Origin of the sequence: Sphingobium lignivorans (genome assembly GCF_014203955.1) — a bacterium.
Taxonomy (GTDB): Bacteria; Pseudomonadota; Alphaproteobacteria; order Sphingomonadales; family Sphingomonadaceae; genus Sphingobium; species Sphingobium lignivorans.
The window spans coordinates 854,163-868,810 of the sequence record NZ_JACHKA010000001.1; the positions used below are offsets into that span (position 1 = coordinate 854,163).

18 protein-coding genes, 1 tRNA gene and 1 pseudogene are annotated in these 14,648 nt (G+C 67.0%); 12 read left to right on the top strand and 8 right to left on the bottom strand.

All coding sequences use genetic code 11. The features are described 5' to 3' along the window. Position 1: 1 nt before the first annotated feature. The 8 genes from HNP60_RS03955 (at position 2) to HNP60_RS03985 (ending at position 6,081) form a co-directional block, all read left to right on the top strand. Positions 2 to 901, top strand: a complete 900-nt coding sequence (locus tag HNP60_RS03955; protein ID WP_184150482.1) for a heme o synthase — start codon at positions 2 to 4, stop codon at positions 899 to 901. Next, positions 898 to 1,023: a hypothetical protein gene (locus HNP60_RS19845; protein WP_014075165.1), complete on the top strand. Its 126-nt coding sequence runs from the start codon at positions 898 to 900 to the stop codon at positions 1,021 to 1,023. Before HNP60_RS03955 ends, HNP60_RS19845 begins: the two co-directional genes overlap by 4 nt. Before the next feature lie 7 nt (positions 1,024 to 1,030). Beyond that, entirely contained in the window at positions 1,031 to 1,603 is a 573-nt protein-coding gene (locus tag HNP60_RS03960; RefSeq protein ID WP_014075166.1) for a cytochrome c oxidase assembly protein, read from the top strand. Between the two features lie 41 nt (positions 1,604 to 1,644). Next, the gene (locus HNP60_RS03965) at positions 1,645 to 2,475 is read left to right on the top strand and encodes a cytochrome c oxidase subunit 3 (protein WP_184050590.1); all 831 of its coding nucleotides are present in this window, start codon (positions 1,645 to 1,647) and stop codon (positions 2,473 to 2,475) included. 2 nt (positions 2,476 to 2,477) lie between these two features. Continuing rightward, the gene (locus HNP60_RS03970; RefSeq protein WP_184150485.1) at positions 2,478 to 2,888 is read left to right on the top strand and encodes a DUF983 domain-containing protein; all 411 of its coding nucleotides are present in this window, start codon (positions 2,478 to 2,480) and stop codon (positions 2,886 to 2,888) included. Next, positions 2,885 to 3,550, top strand: coding sequence for an SURF1 family protein (locus HNP60_RS03975; protein ID WP_184150488.1), 666 nt, complete (start codon positions 2,885 to 2,887; stop codon positions 3,548 to 3,550). Before HNP60_RS03970 ends, HNP60_RS03975 begins: the two co-directional genes overlap by 4 nt. 107 nt (positions 3,551 to 3,657) lie before the next feature. Continuing rightward, positions 3,658 to 5,061 carry a threonine synthase gene (gene thrC / locus HNP60_RS03980; protein WP_184150491.1) on the top strand — a complete coding sequence of 468 codons (1,404 nt, stop codon included), beginning with the start codon at positions 3,658 to 3,660 and terminating at the stop codon, positions 5,059 to 5,061. 147 nt (positions 5,062 to 5,208) lie between these two features. Further along, entirely contained in the window at positions 5,209 to 6,081 is an 873-nt protein-coding gene (locus HNP60_RS03985; protein WP_184150494.1) for a class I SAM-dependent methyltransferase, read from the top strand. A gap of 21 nt (positions 6,082 to 6,102) precedes the next feature. On the opposite strand, the gene HNP60_RS03990 is transcribed toward HNP60_RS03985, so the two are convergent. Both HNP60_RS03990 and ccmA read right to left on the bottom strand, forming a co-directional pair. Then, positions 6,103 to 6,744, bottom strand: a complete 642-nt coding sequence (locus tag HNP60_RS03990; protein WP_184150497.1) for a heme exporter protein CcmB — start codon at positions 6,742 to 6,744, stop codon at positions 6,103 to 6,105. Next, positions 6,741 to 7,364, bottom strand: a complete 624-nt coding sequence (ccmA, locus tag HNP60_RS03995) for a heme ABC exporter ATP-binding protein CcmA (RefSeq protein WP_184150500.1) — start codon at positions 7,362 to 7,364, stop codon at positions 6,741 to 6,743. The genes HNP60_RS03990 and ccmA overlap by 4 nt, the downstream gene beginning before the upstream one ends. Before the next feature lie 57 nt (positions 7,365 to 7,421). Between ccmA and HNP60_RS04000 the strand changes: the two genes are divergently transcribed. Continuing rightward, positions 7,422 to 7,721: a 4a-hydroxytetrahydrobiopterin dehydratase gene (locus HNP60_RS04000; protein ID WP_184050577.1), complete on the top strand. Its 300-nt coding sequence runs from the start codon at positions 7,422 to 7,424 to the stop codon at positions 7,719 to 7,721. Positions 7,722 to 7,729: 8 nt separating this feature from the next. On the opposite strand, the gene HNP60_RS04005 is transcribed toward HNP60_RS04000, so the two are convergent. After that, the gene (locus tag HNP60_RS04005) at positions 7,730 to 8,344 is read right to left on the bottom strand and encodes a DNA-3-methyladenine glycosylase family protein (RefSeq protein WP_014075175.1); all 615 of its coding nucleotides are present in this window, start codon (positions 8,342 to 8,344) and stop codon (positions 7,730 to 7,732) included. 95 nt (positions 8,345 to 8,439) lie between these two features. On the opposite strand from HNP60_RS04005, the gene HNP60_RS04010 reads away from it, so the two are divergent. Then, positions 8,440 to 8,757: a 2Fe-2S iron-sulfur cluster-binding protein gene (locus tag HNP60_RS04010; RefSeq protein ID WP_014075176.1), complete on the top strand. Its 318-nt coding sequence runs from the start codon at positions 8,440 to 8,442 to the stop codon at positions 8,755 to 8,757. 39 nt (positions 8,758 to 8,796) lie between these two features. Here the strand turns inward: HNP60_RS04010 and HNP60_RS04015 are convergent, their stop codons facing one another. From HNP60_RS04015 to rlmB, 3 genes are all read right to left on the bottom strand, one after another. Then, entirely contained in the window at positions 8,797 to 9,186 is a 390-nt protein-coding gene (locus HNP60_RS04015) for a DUF2147 domain-containing protein (RefSeq protein ID WP_260394640.1), read from the bottom strand. A 61-nt stretch (positions 9,187 to 9,247) separates the two neighbouring features. Beyond that, positions 9,248 to 10,039: a hypothetical protein gene (locus HNP60_RS04020; RefSeq protein ID WP_260394641.1), complete on the bottom strand. Its 792-nt coding sequence runs from the start codon at positions 10,037 to 10,039 to the stop codon at positions 9,248 to 9,250. Between the two features lie 37 nt (positions 10,040 to 10,076). Next, positions 10,077 to 10,829 carry a 23S rRNA (guanosine(2251)-2'-O)-methyltransferase RlmB gene (gene rlmB / locus HNP60_RS04025; RefSeq protein WP_041391718.1) on the bottom strand — a complete coding sequence of 251 codons (753 nt, stop codon included), beginning with the start codon at positions 10,827 to 10,829 and terminating at the stop codon, positions 10,077 to 10,079. A gap of 106 nt (positions 10,830 to 10,935) precedes the next feature. Between rlmB and HNP60_RS04030 the strand changes: the two genes are divergently transcribed. Both HNP60_RS04030 and HNP60_RS04035 read left to right on the top strand, forming a co-directional pair. Continuing rightward, positions 10,936 to 11,021, top strand: a tRNA-Tyr gene (locus tag HNP60_RS04030). A 74-nt stretch (positions 11,022 to 11,095) separates the two neighbouring features. Then, positions 11,096 to 12,539, top strand: a pseudogene (locus HNP60_RS04035) (phospholipase D-like domain-containing protein). Positions 12,540 to 12,578: 39 nt separating this feature from the next. Here HNP60_RS04035 and HNP60_RS04040 read toward each other — a convergent pair. Together HNP60_RS04040 and HNP60_RS04045 are read right to left on the bottom strand one after the other, a co-directional pair. Continuing rightward, on the bottom strand, positions 12,579 to 12,740 hold the full coding sequence (locus HNP60_RS04040; RefSeq protein ID WP_184050567.1) for a hypothetical protein: 162 nt from the start codon (positions 12,738 to 12,740) through the stop codon (positions 12,579 to 12,581). A 119-nt stretch (positions 12,741 to 12,859) separates the two neighbouring features. Further along, on the bottom strand, positions 12,860 to 14,491 hold the full coding sequence (locus tag HNP60_RS04045; protein ID WP_184150504.1) for a thiamine pyrophosphate-requiring protein: 1,632 nt from the start codon (positions 14,489 to 14,491) through the stop codon (positions 12,860 to 12,862). Between the last annotated feature and the right edge of the window lie 157 nt (positions 14,492 to 14,648).

Sequence of the window (14,648 nt, forward strand, 5' to 3'; positions counted from 1 at the left end):
GATGACGGCATCGGTTCCCCTGCCGGCCGAGTGGCGCGATTTCGTCGCGCTGACCAAGCCGCGCGTGATGACGCTGGTCGTCTTCACCGGCCTGTGCGGGCTGCTCGTCGCGCCGGGCACCCTCCCGCCGGCGCTGGCGTTCACGGCGATCCTGTGCATCGCGCTCGGCGCGGGTGCCGCGGGTGCGCTAAACCAGTGGTACGAGGCGGACCGGGACGCGCGGATGAAGCGCACGGCCGGGCGTCCTCTCCCTGCCGGGCGGATGAGCCGTGAAAGCGCGCTCCACTTCGGCGTGGGACTGTCCTTCTTCTCGGTGCTGCTGATGGGCGTGGCGACCAACTGGTTCGCCGCTGCCGTCCTCGCCGTTTCCATCCTCTTCTATGTCTTCATCTACACCATCTGGCTGAAACCGCGCACCGCGCAGAACATCGTCATCGGCGGCGCGGCCGGCGCCTTCCCGCCGCTGATCGGCTGGGCAGCGGTAACCGGAGACATCGCGGCGCTGCCGATCGCGCTCTTCGCGCTCATCTTCTTCTGGACGCCGCCGCATTTCTGGTCGCTCGCCCTGTTCGTGCGGATGGACTATGCCAATGCCGGCATCCCGATGCTGCCGGTGGTGGCGGGCGAAACGGCGACCCGGCGGCAGATCCTGCTCTACACGGCGATCATGGCTGTCGCCGCGCTCGCGCCCGTTCTGCTGCGGCTGACCGGCCTGATCTACGGGCTCACGGCGCTGGTGGCGACCGGCATCTTCGCCGCCATGGCGCTGCAGGTTTCCCTGCGGCGAGAGACCGATCCGGCGCGCATGGGGCCGGAGAAGCGGCTGTTCAAATATTCCGTGCTGTATCTCTTCCTGCTGTTCGCGGCGGTGGTTGTCGATCACTGGGTGCGCGGCGCATGACTCCGGAAGAGCAGAAGCTGATCCAGGAGCGTCAGCGGGCGCGGGCCCGCGTCATGGCGCTGGTGCTGGGCGCGCTTGCGATCCTGTTCTTCGCGATCACTATCGCCAAGATGTCGAACTGAGGCGCCGATGACGAGCATCACAGGGCAGCATTCGGGCAACCGGCGCACCGCGGTCATCGCGGGGCTGATCGCGCTGGCCATGCTCGGGCTCGGTTTCGCGTCGGTCCCGCTTTACCGGCTTTTCTGTCAGGTCACCGGCTATGGCGGCACGACGCAGCGCGTCACGCAGGATCAGGCCGTTGCCCAGAAGATCGAGACTCAGGGCCGCCAGCTTTCGATTCGCTTCGATTCCAATGTGAGCAGTGGCCTTCCCTGGGATTTCTATCCCGAGAAGCGCCGCCTCAACGTGGGCGTCGGCGGCAAGTCGATGGCCATCTTCATCGCGAAGAACCGGTCGGACAAGCCGGTGAAGGGCCGGGCGGTGTTTAACGTCACGCCGGAGCAGGCGGGGCGGTTCTTCTCGAAGATCGAATGCTTCTGCTTCACCGAGCAGACGCTGCAGCCGGGACAGCAGGTCCGCATGCCCGTGCTGTTCTATGTCGACAAGGAATTCCTGGACGATCCGGACAACAAGGATGTCCAGGAAATCACGTTGAGCTACACTTTCTATCCGGTTGAGAAGCCGGGCAACGAGAGCTAAACAGGCGCGCGAACAGAGCGCTCAGATACGGGGAACATCATATGGCCGGCGCCAAGAATCACGATTATCATATTCTGCCACCCAGTTTCTGGCCGTTCATGGGCTCCATGTCGGCGCTCGTGATGGCGATGGGCGCTGTCGCCTGGATGCACCCGGACGCTCTGGGCGGCTGGGGCGGCACCGGCTTCCTGCTCGGTCTCCTCGGCGTGCTCGCCACGATGTTCTTCTGGTGGGCGGATGTCATTAAGGAAGCACATGCCGGCGACCATACGCCGGTGGTCCAGCTTCACCTGCGCTACGGCATGATCCTGTTCATCGCCTCGGAAGTGATGTTCTTCCTCGGCTGGTTCTGGGCATTCTTCGATTTCTCGCTGTTCCCGACCGAGCTGCCGCCGATCAACGGGCTGTTCCCGTCCGAGGGCATCGAGGTGCTGAGCGCGTTCGAACTGCCGCTGCTCAACACGCTGATCCTGCTCTGCTCGGGCACCACGATCACCTGGGCGCACCATGCGATCATCCATGGCGATCGCGACAGCTTCAAGAAGGGCCTGTGGCTCACGATCCTGCTGGGTGTGCTCTTCACCTGCATCCAGGCTTATGAATATATGCATGCGCCTTTCGCGTTCGGTGAGACGCCTTATGGTTCGGCCTTCTACATGGCGACCGGTTTCCATGGCTTCCACGTGCTCGTCGGCACGATCTTCCTGATCGTCTGCCTCGTGCGCGCCTACAAGGGCCACTTCACGCCCCGCCAGCATTTCGGCTTCGAAGCCGCTGCCTGGTACTGGCATTTCGTCGACGTCGTCTGGCTGTTCCTCTTCATCGCCGTCTATGTCTGGGGCGGCTGGGGCGCGCCGGTCTACGCCGGCTGACCATGACAACAAGCGCTGACCAGACCGCGCGGGCGACACCGCTCGTTCGCGCGGCCCTGGCGGCGCGCTGCCCCCGCTGCGACGTGGGGCCATTGTTCGACGGTTGGGTGCGGTTCGCGCCCCGATGCCGGGCCTGCGGGCTGGACATAAACCAGTTCAATGTCGGTGACGGTCCGGCGGCTTTTCTCATCCTCATCGTCGGCGGCCTCGTGACCGCGCTGGCGCTGTTCCTCCAGCTGGCGGCGAGCCCGCCCTTCTGGGTGCATATCCTGCTCTGGGTCCCGCTGACGACTGTCCTGGTCGTGCTGTGCCTGCGGGCCTCCAAGGCGGCCCTGCTCATCCTCGAATATCGCAATCAGGCGCGGGAAGGGCGCCTTGCCGCCCAGCCGACGGTGCCGGACGAGACGACATGATCCGGCCCGTTCCGCTGGTCCCGACGATCATCGTGGCGCTGGCCATCGCGCTGATGATCGCGCTGGGCCTGTGGCAGCTCGATCGCGCCCACGAGAAGGAAGCCGCCATAGCCATCTGGCAGCGGAACATGGCGCTGCCCGCCACGGCCTATCCGGTTGCCAATCCCGTGGACGAAAGCCTCCTGTTCCGGCGCCTCTCCGCCCATTGCCTGCGCGTGGTGGACTGGCGCGTGATTGGCGGACGCTCGCGGGATGGCCGGCCGGGCTGGAGACATGTGGCCTATTGCGCCACGGGAGCGGAAGGCCCTGGACTGGTGGTTGATGTCGGCGTGAGCCTCGCGCCCGATGCCCGCGTCGCCTGGACCGGCGGTCCCGTGCAGGGCCTCGCGACCCACGAGCCGGACAGCACGCCCTGGCTCGACCGGCTGGCGCGCCGCTCCGCGCCGCTGCGCCTCATGATCGTGGCCGAAACGCCTGCGCCGGGACTCGTCGCGTCCGCGCCGCCCGATCCGGCCTCGGTTCCGAATAATCATCGCTCCTACATGGTGCAGTGGTGGCTGTTCGCGCTCGTGGCGGCCGTCATTTATGGGCTCGCGCTGCGCAAGCGCTGGCGCGGGCGCTCGCAGGGCGCGGTTTCATCCCCGCCGCCGCCGGGGTCCTGAACGTCCGTCAGCCGCGTGCGAACGGCGGCATTTGCGAAGCCCCCTTATCCTGCCATGTGTCCGGGCGAGTTGCAGGGCGCGCAACTCAAGGCTAAGAGCGCCCCGTCATGCAGTATGTGAGCACCAGGGGGCGCGCGGACGCGCTGGATTTCGAAGGCGCGACCCTGGCGGGGCTCGCGAGCGACGGCGGGCTCTATCTGCCCGAGCGCTGGCCGACCTTCACGGCGGAGGACCTCTCCGCCATGCGCGGGCTCTCTTATGTGGAAACGGCGGTGCGAGTCATCCTGCCTTTCGTGGGGGATAGCCTCAGCGAGGATGAACTGCGCGATCTGTGCACCCAGGCTTATGGCCGCTTCGCGCATGCCGCCGTCACGCCGCTCGTCCAGCTCGACCATGGTCACTGGCTGCTGGAGCTGTTTCACGGCCCGACGCTGGCGTTCAAGGATGTCGCGCTTCAGCTGCTGGGGCTGCTGTTCGAGAAGTTCCTGAGCCGCCGCGAGACTCATCTCACGATCATCGGCGCCACCTCCGGCGACACCGGCTCGGCAGCGATCGATGCTGTCGCGGGGCGCGCCGGGATCGACATCTTCATGCTGCACCCGGCCGGTCGCGTGTCGGACGTGCAGCGGCGGCAGATGACGACGGTGCTGGCGCCCAACGTCCATAACATCGCCATCGAGGGCAGTTTCGATGATGCGCAGGCGCTGGTGAAGCGCGCGTTCAACGATCCCGATTTCTCGTCCCGCTATGATCTGTCGGCGGTCAACAGCATCAACTGGGCGCGGCTGGTCGCGCAGGTGGTCTATTATATCTATGCCGGCGTCCGCCTCGGCGCGCCGGATCGCTCGGTGGCCTTCGCCGTGCCGACGGGCAATTTCGGCGACGTGTTCGCGGGCTATGTCGCCTCGCGCATGGGCCTGCCGATCGAGCGGCTGGTCGTCGCCACCAACGTCAACGACATCCTTCACCGCGCGCTGTCCGAAGGCGATTACAGCCAGGGCACGGTCGTCCCCACCGCGACGCCGAGCATGGATATCCAGGTCTCGTCCAATTTCGAACGGCTGCTGTTCGACCTGAACGGCCGGGACGGCGCGGCGCTGGCCGAGCAGATGAAGGGCTTCGAGCAGACAAGGGCCATGCGCCTCACCAATGCGCAGCGCGACGGGGCGGCTGCCCTGTTCTCCTCCGCGCGGATCGATGCGGACGGCATGTCCCGGGCCATGCGCTGGGCCTATGACGCGGCCGGGCAGATCATCGATCCGCATAGCGCGATCGGCCTTGCTGCCGCCCACACTGCGGCAGTGGACCCATCCGTGCCCATGGTGACGCTGGCAACGGCGCACCCCGCCAAGTTCCGCGATGCCGTCGAGCGCGCGACAGGTGTTCGGCCGGGGCTGCCGTCCCGCACGGGCGACCTGTTCGGACGCGAGGAGCGCTACGTGACGCTGCCGGCGACCTTCGAGGCCGTGACCTACTATATCGCCGGGCACGCCGTGAAGCGGGGCAGCTGAGATCAGCGCTCCGCGCGCCGGATCGATGAGGGGAAGGCGGCGCCACGGGGCCTCACGTCCCCGCCATCGGCGTGCGGAAGACCTGCTCGCCGCTTTCCGGCCTTTGCGGGCTGGCGATCGCACGACAGAATGAGGCATCGAGACGCCATGCAACTCCAGACCCTCATAGGCGAGCCCTGGCCCGATTACGGCCTTGTGGATTCAGGCGCGGGCCGCAAGCTGGAGCGCTACGGGCGCTATCGCTTCATCCGCCCCGAGCCGCAGGCGATGTGGCAGCCCGCCACCGCGGACTGGGCGGCGGACGCGAGCTTCATTCCCGCATCGGATGAGGATGGCGGTGGTCGCTGGCATTTTGAGCGGCCCGTCCCGCGCGAGGGCTGGCCGCTCGTCTGGAACGAGGTGCGCTTTCAGGCGAGCTGCACGCCCTTCCGCCATCTCGGCTTCTTTCCGGACATGGCACCGGTGTGGCAATGGGGACGGGCGCAACTCGCCGGACTCGCAGAGCCGCAGTTCCTCAATCTGTTCGGCTATACCGGCGTCGGCACGCTGTCATTCTCGGCAGCCGGTGCGCAGTGCGTGCATGTCGATGCCTCCAAGAAATCCGTAGCGCAGGCGCGCGCCAATGCCGGCCTGTCCGGCATGGAGGCCAATCCGGTCCGCTGGATCGTGGAGGATGCGGCCCGCTTCGTTGCGCGCGAAGTGCGGCGGGGTCGGCGCTATGACGGCATCCTGCTCGATCCGCCCAAATATGGCCGCGGGCCGGATGGCGAGATCTGGCGGCTCGAAGAGGATCTGCCCGGTCTCATCGCGGATTGCCGGCGACTGCTCGATGGCGAAAGCCGTTTCCTTTTCCTCACTGTCTATGCCGTGCGCATGTCCGCGCTGGCGATCGGCGAGCTGCTGCGCGCGCATCTGGCGGATCTCCCCGGTCGCATCGAATGCGGCGAACTGGCAGTGCGCGAGGAAGCACGCGGGCTGCTGCTGCCCACGGCCATCTGGGCGCGCTGGTCGCGGGATTGAGCCGCAGCGCCGCCGCCGGCCCTATTCCCGTCCGGCCCGCAGCGCCGCGCCGCCAGCGACGGGCGCGGCCGCGCACAACAGCAGCGAGCAGGCAGCGACGAGCTTGAGCGCGCCGACGCCGCCGGACTGAAGCGCGCCGGCGCCGAAGGTGAGGATCGGGACGGCGAGCGGCAGCACCAGCAGCCCGGTGAGCGCCCCGCTGCCGCGCAGGCCCGCCGTCAGCGCCGCCACGAGAAGCGCAAGCGCGGCGAGGCCGGGCGTGCCGACCGCCAGTCCCAGCATCACGATGCCCAGCATCTCCGGCTCCAGCTTGAGCAAGGCGCCGGCGGGAAGCGCTGCGAGTAGCAGCGGCGGTCCAAAACTCAGCCAGTGCGCGATGCCCTTGGCGAAGAGGATCGTGCCTTCGCCCGCGCCGCGCAGCACGAGCTGATCGATGACGCCGCTTTCGCGATCCGGCTCGATCAGCCGGTCGATGGGCAGCAGGCTGGCGAGCAAGGCGGCGATCCAGAGCAGGCCGCCGCCCGTCCGCGCGAGCACCGTGGCATCCGGCCCGACTGCGAAGGGAAAGAGCGCCGCGATGAGCAGCAGGAACGCGAGCGGAAGCCATATGCCGCCGCTGCGGAAGGCGCGGGCGAGATCACGCCGGACGATCGCGCCGATCATGCCGGCATGTCCTCTTCCATGTTGCCCATCTCGTCCGCCGGTCGCTGGAGATGGATGGTGACATCCTGCGCCCATGCCAGCGGCAGGTGGGACGCGGCGAGGACGATCCCGCCCGCCGCGCGGTGCCGATCCACAAGGCCGCCAAGGGCAGCGGCGGAAGCCGTGTCGAGACCGTTGGCGGGCTCGTCGAGCAGCCAGACCGGCGCGCCGCTGACGAGCGTGCGGGCCAGCGCAGCGCGCTTGCGCTGGCCGGTCGAGAGCATCCGCACCGGCACGTCTGCAAGGTGCGGGATGTCGAGATCGTCGAGCGCGGCCGCGATGCGCGTGACCGGCACCTCATCGATCCGCGCCCAGAAGGCCAGGGCGTCCTGCACGGTCCTGTCGCGGTCCAGCGCGACGAGTTCATCGGTGAGCGCGACGGCGCCTTCGCACTGGACCGTGCCTGCGAAGGGGCGCAGCAGCCCCGCCACGATGCGCAGCAGGCTGGATTTGCCGATCCCGTTGGGCCCCGCGATCTGGGCGCTGTCCCCCGGCCCGAGCGCGAGATCGACGCCGGTGAACAGCAATCGCCCGCCGCGCAGGCAGGCCAGGCCGCGAATGGAAAGGGCCGCGCCGCTCATCGCTTGACCGCGCAAGGGCGACTGGTCGAGAAGGGGCGCCAGATCAAGGAGAGTGTCATGCCACGCATCGCCCGCCTCACGAACGAAGAGCGCGCCGCCGCGCTGGCCACGCTGCCCCAGTGGCGCCTCGCAGATGATGCCAGCGGGATCAGCCGCAGCTTCAATTTCCCGGACTTCGTGACGGCATTCGGGTTCATGAGCCGGGTCGCCCTGCTGGCCGAGCGCGCCGATCATCACCCGGAATGGTCGAATGTCTATGGCCGCGTCGATATCCGCCTGACCACGCATGATGCCGATGGCCTGAGCCAGCGGGATATCGCGCTGGCGCGGGAGATCGAGGTGCTGCTCGCCGTCTAGGCATCGCCCTAGAGCACTTTGGTATTGTAGTGATGCCAGGCCATCAGCGCCATCGCGCTGCGGTGCGGCCGCCAGGGTTCGGCGAGGCTGCGCGTCAGCTTCTCGTCGGGGCGCTCGCCAAGGCCGAGGATCTGCCCGACGGCGATCTGCACAGCAAGATCGCCCGCCGGCCAGATATCCTTCCGCCCCTCCGCGAACAGCAGGTAGATCTCCGCCGACCAGCGGCCGATCCCCTTGATCCGCACCAGCTCCGCAATGGCTTCCTCGTCATCGTGCGGCAGGGCATGCAGGTCGAGTGCGCCGCTCGTCACCAGCTCGGCAAGGCTGCGAGCATAGCCCTGCTTTTGGCGCGAAAGGCCGCAGGCGCGCAATGTGTCGAAGTCGCTGGCCAGCAGCGCTTCGGGCGCACAGCCGGCGCCCAGCGCGGTTTCGAGTTTGGTCCAGACCGACGCGGCGGCCGCGACGCTCACCTGCTGGCCGACGATCGTCCGCAGCAGCGTCTCATAGCCCGGGACGCGTTGCCGGGGCGGGGGATAGCCGAGCCGCCCGATCAATGCCCCGATCGCGGGATGCCCGGCGGCGATCGTGTCCAGGGATGAGCGCAGGGCCGTTTCGTCGAGCATCGCTTGTTCCAAACATCCGCGCCGGCGCGCATGTGCCGGTTGATTTCTCGCTTTCCGCCCCTCATAGCGAGCCCGACCACGGATTGGAGAGAAAAATGGCGCAGCTGAAGGTCGTGACGCGGGATGGCAGTCTTCATGAGTTCGAGGCCCCTGACGGCTACACGGTCATGGAAGCCATTCGCGATCAGGGCATCGATGAATTGCTGGCCATCTGCGGCGGTTGCTGCTCCTGCGCAACCTGCCATGTCTTCGTGGAAGAGGCATTTCTCGACAAGCTCCCGCCGCTGAAGGGCGACGAGGACGATCTGCTCGACAGCTCCGATCATCGCCAGGCGAACAGCCGCCTGTCCTGCCAGCTTCCCATCGGCCCGGAGCTGGGCGGCATGACCGTCACCATCGCCCCGGAGGATTGACTCGGGGCCATGAGGGCTGGGCGGCCCTTGCCGGCCGGTTCAGTCCATCCGCGTCCAGACCTGTGATTTGCAGCCCACTCTCCCGAGCAGGCATCCCGTCGCGCGCATGGTCCGCTCATCCACGGTGGTGATCGTGCCGGAGAAGGTCTTGCGCAGATCGGGCACGAAGACCTTGCCGCGCCAGGTGGTCTCGTCTTCGCGCACGAAGCCGCTGAACAGTTGGGCGCCCACGAGCTGCTCCGTGCCGCCCTTGCGCGCATCCGCCTGCGCCTTGTCATTGGCCCACACCACGGTGCCGCACATCGCCGGCGCGCAGGGATGGACCTTCACGCGGACACTGCGCTGCGGGTTGGTCCATATCCCGTAGGAGGCTCTCTCCGGCTGGGTCCCGCCCGCTTCGAGCGGAGCAAGGGCGACAAGGCCGGCCATGAGGCAGCCTGCGGCGATGCGGAGCCTGCGCTGCGCGCCTCGGTTGCGGAGCAGGCCCATGTCAGGGCAGGGGCCTTAGGCGCAGCACCGCCATTGGTGCATCACGCGTGCCGGGATTGACCGGCCATACCAGTCGCTTCGTTCCATCGGGCATTGTCTCGACCCCATCTTCCTGATTCTGGCTCACGATGTCCGCGTCGGTGGTGAGCGTGAAGCGTCCATCCAGCATCGATCCGGGCCGCTCGCTCGCGCCCGGGGCGCCCATGCCCGTCATGGAGCCGGGGCCGGACTGATCATTCGCAAAGCCGGGCGCCTTGATGCGCACGCGGTCCTTGCCGCGCAGTTCCACGGCGACGAACGGAATGAGGACTTCTCCGTCCGGATTGAACGGAAAGACGAAGGCATGGTCGAGCCGCCCGCTGATCCGGTAATCCACCGCAAGCTTGCGGCCCCCGATGTAGCGGGCCGACCGAAAGCCATATTCCTGCGAAAGCGCCTCGGCGAGCCTGCCGAGCTGCGCGGCCTCTTCCTTGCTGTCCGCCGTCGCCAGGGCAAAGTCGGCCTCCGCCTCGTTCTGGGCGGAGGTCATCGATGCCAGCGCCGTATCGCCGTGCTTCGCGTTCCACGACCCGATCTCGCCGGTCCCTGCCGGCTCTTCGCTCTCCAGGTCAGGCGTGCCGGAGCGGAGCAACTGCACTTCGCCCACATAAGTGAAGGTGAAGCTGCGGTCGGCCCGGATATCCAGCGTGGAGACGAATTTCGCGGGGACGAGCAGGCAACTCGTCAGCAGTAGCGGCGCGGCCAGCAGCACGGGCCAACGCAGCCATCTCGCCATGCCCATTGCCACGCCCATCTGCTGCGTTCCTCCTCGCGGCCCGGCGCGGCAAGGCCTACCGCGTCATGCAGGCATATAGCGCGATGGCCGCCGCGTTGGAAACGTTGAGACTCTCCATGCGCGGGCTGATCGGCAGCTTCGCCAGCATGTCGCAATGATTGATGCTGTTGAGCCGCAGGCCTTCGCCTTCCGCGCCGAGTACCAGCGCGACCCGATTCGCGCCTTCGAGCGCCTTGCCCAGCGTTTCCGTTGCCTCGCCGTCCAGCGCGATTCGCCAGTATCCGGCCTCCGCAATCTCATCGAGCGCACGGGCGAGATTGACCACGCGCACCCAAGGCACGATCTCCAGCGCCCCGGCCGCCGCGCGCGCGATCACGCCGGATTCGGGCGGGGCATGCCTGTCCTGCGTGACGATGCCGAGCGCGTCGAACGCGGCGGCCGAGCGCAGGATCGCGCCGACATTGTGGGGATCGGTGACCTGATCGAGCACCAATATGGGGCGCCGCGCGGCGTCATCCGCTGCGCCGTCCTCCAGCAGATCGCCCAGCCAGATGTCTTCCAGCGGCTCGACTTCCGCGACGATCCCCTGATGCGGCGCGTCATTGGGCACCATGCGGCCCAGATCCGCCACGTCCGAATAGACGATGGGCAGGACGGGCGGCAGTTCCAGCGCGCCAATGGCTTCGCGCGTGCCCCATATCTTGCGGATGACCCGTGCGGGATTGGCGAGCGCTGCCGTGACGGCGTGACGCCCGTAAAGGCGGGGATAGCCGCCCTTTGGTTTACCTGTGCGATGACCTCTCTTCATTCGCAGCGCTTTTCCACAGCGTGGCATTGACAGGCAAGGCCCCATTCGTCATTGAGCGCCCCTCCCGTCCGTTCGGCGATGCATGCCGGGCGGATAAGGCGCCTTTGGAAGGGTGGCCGAGTGGTTAAAGGCAGCAGACTGTAAATCTGCCCGCGTGAGCGTACGCTGGTTCGAATCCAGCCCCTTCCACCAAAAATTTGACATCCCCTTGCCCGGCCGTGTTCATATCTTGCTGGGGCAGGGCAAGACGGGAGAGTCCACAAATCGTGCTGCAGCCAGGCGAGAATTGCTGGCGGATCGAGCAGGCGGACCGCTTTGCTCTCATCGTCGATGCCGCCGATTATTTCGAGGCGGCGCGCGCGGCGATGATGACCGCGCGCAAGAGCATTTTCCTCATCGGCTGGGATTTCGACACCCGCATCCGCTTTGGCAGCAGGGACGACGAGGGGCCGGAGAAACTCGGCGATTTCTTCCTGTGGCTCGCGAAGCGGAGCCCCGACCTCGAGATACGCGTGCTGCGATGGGATACCGGGGCGTTCAAGGCGATGTTCCGGGGAAGCACGCTAGCGACTATCCTGCGCTGGAAAGCGCATCCCCGTATCACGCTGAAGCTCGACGGCGCTCACCCGATCGCGGCCTCGCATCACCAGAAGGTCGTGGTCATCGACGATTGCCTGGCCTTCTGCGGCGGCATCGACATGACGATCGGGCGATGGGATCGACGGGCGCATGAAGATGACGACCCTGAGAGGCAGGCGCCCAACGGCAAGCCCTATGGTCCCTGGCACGACGCGACCAGCGCCCTGGATGGCGCCGCCGCACGTGCGATGGGGCAGCTCGCGCGGGACCGCTGGCAAGCCGCGACGGGCGAAACGCTGGAGCCGGTCGACGCGGGGCGGGATTGCTGGCCGTCCGGCCTTGAGCCCACTTTCAAGAATGTCAGGCTCGGTATCGCGCGCACCCGGCCCGAAATGGCGGACGTCACGCCGATCCACGAGATCGAGCAGGCCTATCTCGACCTGATCGCGCGGGCGAAAAAGTGGATATACGCCGAAAGCCAGTATTTCGCGTCCCGCAAGATCGCGCGCGCCATCGCGCAGCGGCTGGCCGAGGAGGATGGCCCGGAAGTCGTCGTCATCAATCCCGTTTCGGCGGACGGATGGCTCGAGCCGCTCGCCATGGACACAGCGCGCGCCCGGCTGGTGGAAGCGCTCCGGCGTCTGGACCGGCACGGGCCGCTTCCGCGTCTATCATCCCGTCTCAGCAGGCGGGCAGCCAATCTATGTCCATGCCAAGGTGATGGTGGTGGACGATTGCTGCCTGCGCGTCGGCTCGTCCAATTTCAACAATCGTTCGCTGCGGCTGGACACCGAGTGCGATGTGGTGCTGTCGGCCGACGAGGCGGGGAATGAAGGCATTTCGGCCACGATCGCGGCGATCCGCAATGATCTGATCGCCGAACATCTGGATGTGGATGCCGGGGACGTGGCCGCTCGCCTGAAGGCGGAAGGGTCGCTCATCCGTGCGATCGAGGCGCTGCGCCAGGATGGGCGAACGCTCGTCGATTACGAGCTTCCCGAACTGAGCGCCACGGAGGAGTGGCTCGCCGACAACGAGATCCTCGATCCGGAAGGGCCGGACGCCATGTTCGAGGCGTTGAGCCAACGGAGCCTGTTCAAGGGATGGCGCCTGCCCTGGCGGAAGCGATGACGGCGCCCGGGGCAGGCCCGGAGGCAGCGGCCCGGTTCGTCAGCCGACCGCGAGGCCGGCCTTGGGCGGCAGTTCGTTCATGCGCGCCAGCTCCGCGATGTAGCGTTCGATCTCGGAGCGGTCCTGCGGGTTGTTGAGCGACGCCAGCAATCTCTGGGCGCGCTCCAGCTCCGCGCGGATATGTGACATGCCTTCGGTCATGCGTGAACTGTCTTTCCCTCGTGGCGATCGGGCTGAAAGCGCAAAACGCGCGCCATTGCAGCAGCGCTGTGGTCAACCGCTCCGCTTCCACGACAGGACGATGCGGCAGGCTCTTTCCCTCAGGGGTAGCGGGAAAATTCCTGCTCCTGCGATGTCATGAATTCCAGCAATGCCGGTTTTCCCGCCTCCGTCGCGGCGATGGCGCGTCGGATCGCCGGCACGATCTCCTCCACGGCGCTGATTCGCTCGCCATGGCCCCCCAGCGCGGTCGCGAACTGCGCGTAGTTGCCGGAGATGTCGGTGGAGCGGAACCGGTCCGTCGCCATCGGCATCACCTTGAGCTCCATCGCCATGGAGGCATTGTTGAGCAGGATGGACAGGATCGGCAGCCGCTCGCGCACCGCCGTCTCGAAATCCATGCCCGTGAAGCCGATGGCGGCATCGCCCCACACGTTGATGCACAATTTGTCCGGGCAGGCGAGCTTGGCGCCCATCGCGAGACCCAGGCCGTAGCCAAGCTGCGTGGTCTTGCCCCAGCCCAGGAAGCTGTGCGGCGCGCGTGTCTTCCAGAAAGGCGAGAGCTGGTCGCGCGGACTGCCGGCATCATGCGTGATGATGGTGTTGGCGACGTCGACCGTGTTCTGGAGATCCCAGAGTACGCGATAGGGCGTGATCGGCACCTGATCGCTGGTGAGCTTCGGCATCCACTTCGCGAGCCAGGCATCGTCCAGCTTGCGAATCTCGGCCGTGACGGCGCTCATGTCGCGCGGCGCGCCACCGGTGAGGGCCCTGCAGGCCGCGATGAGCGCGCTCAGCGTCAGCTTCGCGTCGCCGATGAGCGCGACATCGGTCTCGACCGCGCGATTGAGCTCGACCGGATCGAGCGTGGCGTGAAGCACCGTCTTGCCCGTTGGCATGCGGATGCCGAAGGCCGTGCTGGTAAAGGAGCAGCCCACCCCCAGGATCACATCGGCTTCATCGAGGAAATGGCGCACCGCATGCGGCATCGCCGCCCCGCCGGAGCCGAGCGCCAGCGGATGCGTCTCATCGAAGCTGCTCTTGCCGGGCAGGCTGGTGCAGACCGGGATGGCGAGCAGCTCGGCCAGTTCCTTCAGTTCGGCATAAGCACCGGACCAGTGAATGCCTTGTCCCGCATAGAGCACAGGGCGCTTCGCTGCGCACAGCAGGCTCGCGGCGCGGGCAATGCTCTCGCCGTCCGGCGCGAAGCGGCTGCGCAGTACCGGCTGATAAGCGACCTGCGCGCCATCCTGTTCGAGGACATCGAAAGGCAGTTCCACCAGTGCCGGGCCGCCGCGTCCGTTGCGCAGGGCCGTGAAGGCGCGGCGCATCACCGCATTGACGTGCGAGGGAAAATTCAGCGGCTCGGCCGACTTGGTGATCTGCGCCATGTTGCGCACGCTGTTGAAGTTGCGCCCGACATGCGCCGTGGCCGTGGGATATCCGCCGGGCAGGACGAGGATGGGTACCGATTCGCCATAGGCCTGCGCCACGCCGGCATAGGCCACTTCCGCGCCCGGCCCGTGCTGGCAGCAGAAGACGCCGATCTTCTCGCCCCGCGTCAGGCGCGAATAGGCGTCGGCCATGTGGAGGCCAATGCGCTCCTGCCGGGGAATGATGGTACGGATATTCGCCTGCGCCGCCGCTTCGAGAAGGGCATTGCGCGGATAGCCGAACAGGACGTCCACGCCTTCCAGCTTGAGGATCTCGACGATGGCATCGCAGGTCTTCATTCATACTCTCCCGGGCCGGCATTCGGCAGGACCGGCCTCTTATGGGCCGGAAACGCCAGCAACAGCCTGTCCTAGGGTCAAGCCGCGCGCGGCGCTAGAGGCGAGTGGACATGCTCAACCCGGATGCCGCGCAGTGAAAGTGACGGTGCGCCCTCTC

What these genes read in the sequence shown, in the direction of transcription:
- HNP60_RS03955 (WP_184150482.1), top strand. Translation starts at nt 2, where the DNA reads ATGACGGCATCGGTTCCCCTGCCGGCCGAGTGGCGCGATTTCGTCGCG.
- HNP60_RS19845 (WP_014075165.1), top strand. Translation starts at nt 898, where the DNA reads ATGACTCCGGAAGAGCAGAAGCTGATCCAGGAGCGTCAGCGGGCGCGG.
- HNP60_RS03960 (WP_014075166.1), top strand. Translation starts at nt 1,031, where the DNA reads ATGACGAGCATCACAGGGCAGCATTCGGGCAACCGGCGCACCGCGGTC.
- HNP60_RS03965 (WP_184050590.1), top strand. Translation starts at nt 1,645, where the DNA reads ATGGCCGGCGCCAAGAATCACGATTATCATATTCTGCCACCCAGTTTC.
- HNP60_RS03970 (WP_184150485.1), top strand. Translation starts at nt 2,478, where the DNA reads ATGACAACAAGCGCTGACCAGACCGCGCGGGCGACACCGCTCGTTCGC.
- HNP60_RS03975 (WP_184150488.1), top strand. Translation starts at nt 2,885, where the DNA reads ATGATCCGGCCCGTTCCGCTGGTCCCGACGATCATCGTGGCGCTGGCC.
- thrC (WP_184150491.1), top strand. Translation starts at nt 3,658, where the DNA reads ATGCAGTATGTGAGCACCAGGGGGCGCGCGGACGCGCTGGATTTCGAA.
- HNP60_RS03985 (WP_184150494.1), top strand. Translation starts at nt 5,209, where the DNA reads ATGCAACTCCAGACCCTCATAGGCGAGCCCTGGCCCGATTACGGCCTT.
- HNP60_RS03990 (WP_184150497.1), bottom strand. Translation starts at nt 6,744, where the DNA reads ATGATCGGCGCGATCGTCCGGCGTGATCTCGCCCGCGCCTTCCGCAGC.
- ccmA (WP_184150500.1), bottom strand. Translation starts at nt 7,364, where the DNA reads ATGAGCGGCGCGGCCCTTTCCATTCGCGGCCTGGCCTGCCTGCGCGGC.
- HNP60_RS04000 (WP_184050577.1), top strand. Translation starts at nt 7,422, where the DNA reads ATGCCACGCATCGCCCGCCTCACGAACGAAGAGCGCGCCGCCGCGCTG.
- HNP60_RS04005 (WP_014075175.1), bottom strand. Translation starts at nt 8,344, where the DNA reads ATGCTCGACGAAACGGCCCTGCGCTCATCCCTGGACACGATCGCCGCC.
- HNP60_RS04010 (WP_014075176.1), top strand. Translation starts at nt 8,440, where the DNA reads ATGGCGCAGCTGAAGGTCGTGACGCGGGATGGCAGTCTTCATGAGTTC.
- HNP60_RS04015 (WP_260394640.1), bottom strand. Translation starts at nt 9,186, where the DNA reads ATGGCCGGCCTTGTCGCCCTTGCTCCGCTCGAAGCGGGCGGGACCCAG.
- HNP60_RS04020 (WP_260394641.1), bottom strand. Translation starts at nt 10,039, where the DNA reads ATGGGCGTGGCAATGGGCATGGCGAGATGGCTGCGTTGGCCCGTGCTG.
- rlmB (WP_041391718.1), bottom strand. Translation starts at nt 10,829, where the DNA reads ATGAAGAGAGGTCATCGCACAGGTAAACCAAAGGGCGGCTATCCCCGC.
- HNP60_RS04040 (WP_184050567.1), bottom strand. Translation starts at nt 12,740, where the DNA reads ATGACCGAAGGCATGTCACATATCCGCGCGGAGCTGGAGCGCGCCCAG.
- HNP60_RS04045 (WP_184150504.1), bottom strand. Translation starts at nt 14,491, where the DNA reads ATGAAGACCTGCGATGCCATCGTCGAGATCCTCAAGCTGGAAGGCGTG.